Origin of the sequence: Streptomyces sp. NPDC006265 (assembly GCF_040613555.1) — a bacterium.
Taxonomy (GTDB): Bacteria; Actinomycetota; Actinomycetes; order Streptomycetales; family Streptomycetaceae; genus Streptomyces.
On record NZ_JBEXSH010000811.1, the window covers coordinates 1 to 4167 of the forward strand.

A 4167-nucleotide genomic window follows, 5' to 3' on the forward strand; every position below is an offset into this window, starting at 1 on the left:
AGGATCGCCGAACTTGCCGCGGCGCTCGCGAAAGCGAGGACGTCGCGCGATGTGGTGGACGCGGTCGCCGAGCGAGTGTTCCCCCCGTTCCGCGCGACCGGCTTGGCGAACCGTCACCTCCTGAACCCGTCGCCGTCGGCTCCGCCTGCCTCGCGAAGTCCTGCTGGCCCACCCGCACGGAGGGGCTGCGCTCCTGCCACCTCGAGAGCGCGCGGGCCACATCCACTCCCTTGAATCCAATCAGGTGCGGGCATGACGGACCAGACTCGTCGGCCTCGCCCCGCCCGGCCCAGTGCACAACCAGTGCACACTCGGCCGGGAACTCCTGGGGAGTGCCGGGAAGAGGAGGGCACTATTCCGCAACCGTCATCAGGTTTACCCAGTTCAACAGGGGTGCATGTCACCCCCAGGCCGTCACCGGCACGAACGAGCTGTCCTGCCGGAACAGGTCCGTCCCGTCGGAGCGCTCCACGCGGAGCTGGTAGGCGTAGTGGCGCAGGTAGTACCCGGGGTAGTTGTACGACTCGAAGCGGACGGAGCCCGAGGACGCGCCGGCGCGGAGGAAGAACGTGGCATCCTTCGCGAAGGTGCTCGTGCCGTTGTCGGCGTCGAAGCGGGCGCGGAAGCCCCAGTGGCGCAGGTAGTTGCCGGCCGCGTCCCGGAAGGAGTAGCCGCTGCCGTCGGCGAGGCCGGCGACGACCGTGAAGGTGGCGGCCTGCTTCTCGGCGGTGGTGCTGGAGGCGGTGACCACGGGCAGGTTGAGGAGCGAGGACTGCTGCTCCCAGTAGCGGGTCGAGTAGTTGGCCGAGCGGAAGGAGCGCGTGACGTTCCGGGCCAGGCTCGGGCCGCCCGTGACCGTCTCCTTGACCACTGTGAAGTGCCGGGCCGTGCCGGAGATCGCGGGCAGTGCGGCCGGTGCCGTCCAGGTGGCGAAGGTGTCGTGGCTGTCGCTGTAGTAGTAGTTCCCGTCGCCGTAGCCGTCGAAGAACATCCGCCAGCCGCCGTTGTCGAGCTGCGCCAGCGCCGGACCCTCGCGGTAGCTGCCCCAGCCCGCCCAGTCACCCGTCCGGCGGATCGTGTAGGGGCCCGCGAGGTTCGAGGCGGTGGCGTACTCGATGTACTTCGTCGTCTCGTTCTTCGGGAAGGCGTGGTACGTGGAGCCGATCTTCACGATGAACGTGTCGATGTGGTTGGCGCCGATGCCGGAGAGGGCGACCGGTGCACTCCATGCCGTCAGGGCCGAGTTCGTGGCTCTCAGCAGGTACGGCGTGAAGGTCCACTCGTCGTTGGTGGTGGAGCAGGACACGATGACGTGCACACTACCGTCGCTGTCGACGAACCACTCGGGCGCCCAGGCGCGGGACAGGCCCGCGACCGGCACGGTGTAGTCGTACAGGAACGTCCAGTTGACGCGGTCGGAGCTGCGGGCGAAGCCGATGGTCGTGCTGGGGTCCTGCCAGGTGTGCGTGGTGTAGGTGACGTAGTAGTAGCCGTCGGTGTGCCGGATGACGCTGGCGTCGCGGATCCGGTTCGCGGGCGGCGTGTACGCGGAGGAGCGCACCAGCCGGAAGTCGGTGGCGTCGTCCGACTGGTAGACGTTGACCGTGCCGTCGTTGCTGTTGAGGAAGGGCACGATGGTGTAGCGGGTGGCCGAGCCGTTCGGGGGCGCAGCGGCCAGGGCACTGCCGAGCAGGCCGGGGGCTTCGCCGAGCAGGACCGCCGAAGCGGGCACGGCGGCCAGGGCACGCAGCAGGGTACGGCGGGACGGGACGGCGGGGTGTGGGGTCACGGCGACTCTCCGGGAGGGTTCGACATGTCGAACAAAGTTCGGCAAGTCGATCAGAAGTAGGGGCTCGAAAGGTAAGGGCGAGGCGGAGGTGCGTCAATGGTTTGAGCAGGTGCCGATGTGCCCAGCGAGGAGGGTGTGGCCGATGGTGAACGTCCACTCCTGTCGTCGGCATTCCGCCACCGGCCACCGGACGTTACCGTTCGGTAGAGAAGCCGCTTCCGGAGGTGTCCGTATGACGCTCGACCGTTCCGAAGGCCTGGCGGAGACCGCTCGTGCGCTGGCCGCGGGGGAGGTGACGTCGCGGGCGCTGGTGGAGCGAGCGCTGGCGCGGATCGAGGCGACGCAGGGGAGCCTCAACGCCTTCCGGATCGTCCGGGCCGAGGCCGCGCTCGCCGAGGCCGACGCCGCGGACCAGGAGCTGGCAGCGGCCTCCGGCCGGTACCTGACCTCCGAGCGCGCGCACAGGCCGCTGCTCGGCGTCCCCGTCGCGGTGAAGGACGACATGGACGTCGCCGGTGAGCCCACCGCGTTCGGCTGCTGCGGGGAGTTCCCTCCGGTCGCCGAGGACGGCGAGGCGGTGCGGCGGCTGCGCGCGGCCGGGGCCGTGATCGTCGGCAAGACCAACACCTGCGAGTTCGGGCAGTGGCCCTTCACCGAGGGGCCCGCCTTCGGCGCCACCCGCAACCCGTGGAGCACGGAGCACACGCCCGGCGGTTCATCGGGAGGGTCGGCCGCCGCGGTCGCCGCCGGTCTGGTGCCCGCCGCGCTCGGTTCGGACGGTGCCGGCTCGGTGCGGATCCCGGCCGCGTGGACGCATCTGGTCGGCATCAAGCCGCAGCGCGGCCGTGTCTCGACCTGGCCGCGCGGCGAGTCCTTCCAGGGCATCACCGTCAACGGCACCCTGGCCCGCACGGTCGCCGACGCGGCCCTGCTGCTGGACGCGGCGAGCGGCAACCACGCGCAGGACCCGCACCGGCCCCCCTCCCTCGACGTGTCCGGGGCCGTCGGCCGCGATCCGGGCAAGCTGCGCATCGCGCTCTCCCTCAAGCCGCCGTTCACGGCGGTGCCCGCCCGGCTCCTGCCCGAGGTACGGACCCGTGTCGTCGAACTGGCCGAACGGCTCGCCGCGTCGGGGCACTTCGTCGAGGAGGCGGACCCGCCGTACGGGCAGATCGGGCTGACCTTCGTGCCCCGCGCCACGGCCGGGATCGCCGAGCGCGTCGGCGAGGCGCCCTTCCCGGCGCTGCTGGACCGGCGCACCCGGGGCGCGGCCCGGCTGGGCCGGCTGCTCGGCGGTGCCCCGCTGCGGGCGGCCCGGCGCGCGGAGAGTGTGCTGCAGCGTCGTATCGGCGGGTTCTTCACCTCCTATGACGTCGTCCTCGCGCCGACGACCGCCGCTCCCCCGCCACGCATCGGCGCCCTGCTCGACCTCAGCGGCTTCGCCACCGACCGGGCGATGACCGCCGCCTGCCCGTACGCCTGGCCGTGGAACGTGCTGGGCTGGCCCGGCGTCAACGTACCCGCCGGATTCACGCCGGACGGGCTGCCGGTCGGTGCGCAGTTGCTGGGCCCGGCGAACAGCGAGCCGCTTCTCGTGCAGGTGGCCGCGCAGTTGGAGGCGGAGCTGCGCTGGTCCGAGCAGTGGCCGTCGCCGCCCCTCACGGCACGTTCCGCCGCCGCCTGAGCGACCGTGGGGTGTCCTCATGGCGGATGCGTCGATGGTCGCGTCGATGGACCGCAGCGGGCAGGCGCCGCAGGGCGCCTCGTCGCTCAACGGTCAGGCCCAGAAGGTGCGGATGGACGACAGGTGACCCGCCGGGTGCGACCACGGGGGCAGCCTCTAAGGTGCCCCCGTGAGCACGTTTGCCGACGAGAACGTCCCCGGCCGTCACGGCCCCTCCGCCACCGTCCAGACCGACCCGCGCGAGGTGGGCCGGGTGCGGACGGAGTACTCCCCCGCGCACGACGGCGACCCGGATCCCGGTGAGATCGTCTGGACGTGGGTGCCCTACGAGGAGAACGACGGCCGCGGCAAGGACCGCCCGGTGCTGGTGGTCGCGCGCGAGCCGGGCGGGGCTTTCCTCGCCGTGCAGTTGTCCAGCAAGCCGCACGACGGCGACGCCGAGTGGGTGCCGATCGGCAGCGGGCCGTGGGACCGGACGGGCCGCGACTCGTGGGTCGACGTGGACCGGGTGCTGCGCCTGCACGAGGACGGCATGCGCCGCGAGGCCTGCGCCCTGGACCGCATGCGGTTCAACCTGGTCAGACGCCGCCTGCAGGAGCGCTACGGCTGGAGCTGAACGTCGTCTCGAAGGCGCCGAGCACCGCCCGGTCTCGTGTCCTGGCCAGGATCCCGAACCCCACGTTCTCGAAGCCCT

General features: G+C 71.8%; 3 protein-coding genes. 2 read left to right on the forward strand and 1 reads right to left on the reverse strand.

Features of this window, described 5'->3' with window-relative positions; translation table 11 throughout:
- Positions 1–400: 400 nt before the first annotated feature.
- The gene (locus tag ABZ281_RS40425) at positions 401–1789 is read right to left on the reverse strand and encodes a glycoside hydrolase family 43 protein (protein ID WP_356662958.1); all 1389 of its coding nucleotides are present in this window, start codon (positions 1787–1789) and stop codon (positions 401–403) included.
- A 232-nt stretch (positions 1790–2021) separates the two neighbouring features.
- Between ABZ281_RS40425 and ABZ281_RS40430 the strand changes: the two genes are divergently transcribed.
- Entirely contained in the window at positions 2022–3473 is a 1452-nt protein-coding gene (locus tag ABZ281_RS40430; protein WP_356662959.1) for an amidase, read from the forward strand.
- 169 nt (positions 3474–3642) lie between these two features.
- Positions 3643–4089 carry a type II toxin-antitoxin system PemK/MazF family toxin gene (locus tag ABZ281_RS40435; RefSeq protein WP_356662960.1) on the forward strand — a complete coding sequence of 149 codons (447 nt, stop codon included), beginning with the start codon at positions 3643–3645 and terminating at the stop codon, positions 4087–4089.
- Positions 4090–4167: the final 78 nt, after the last annotated feature.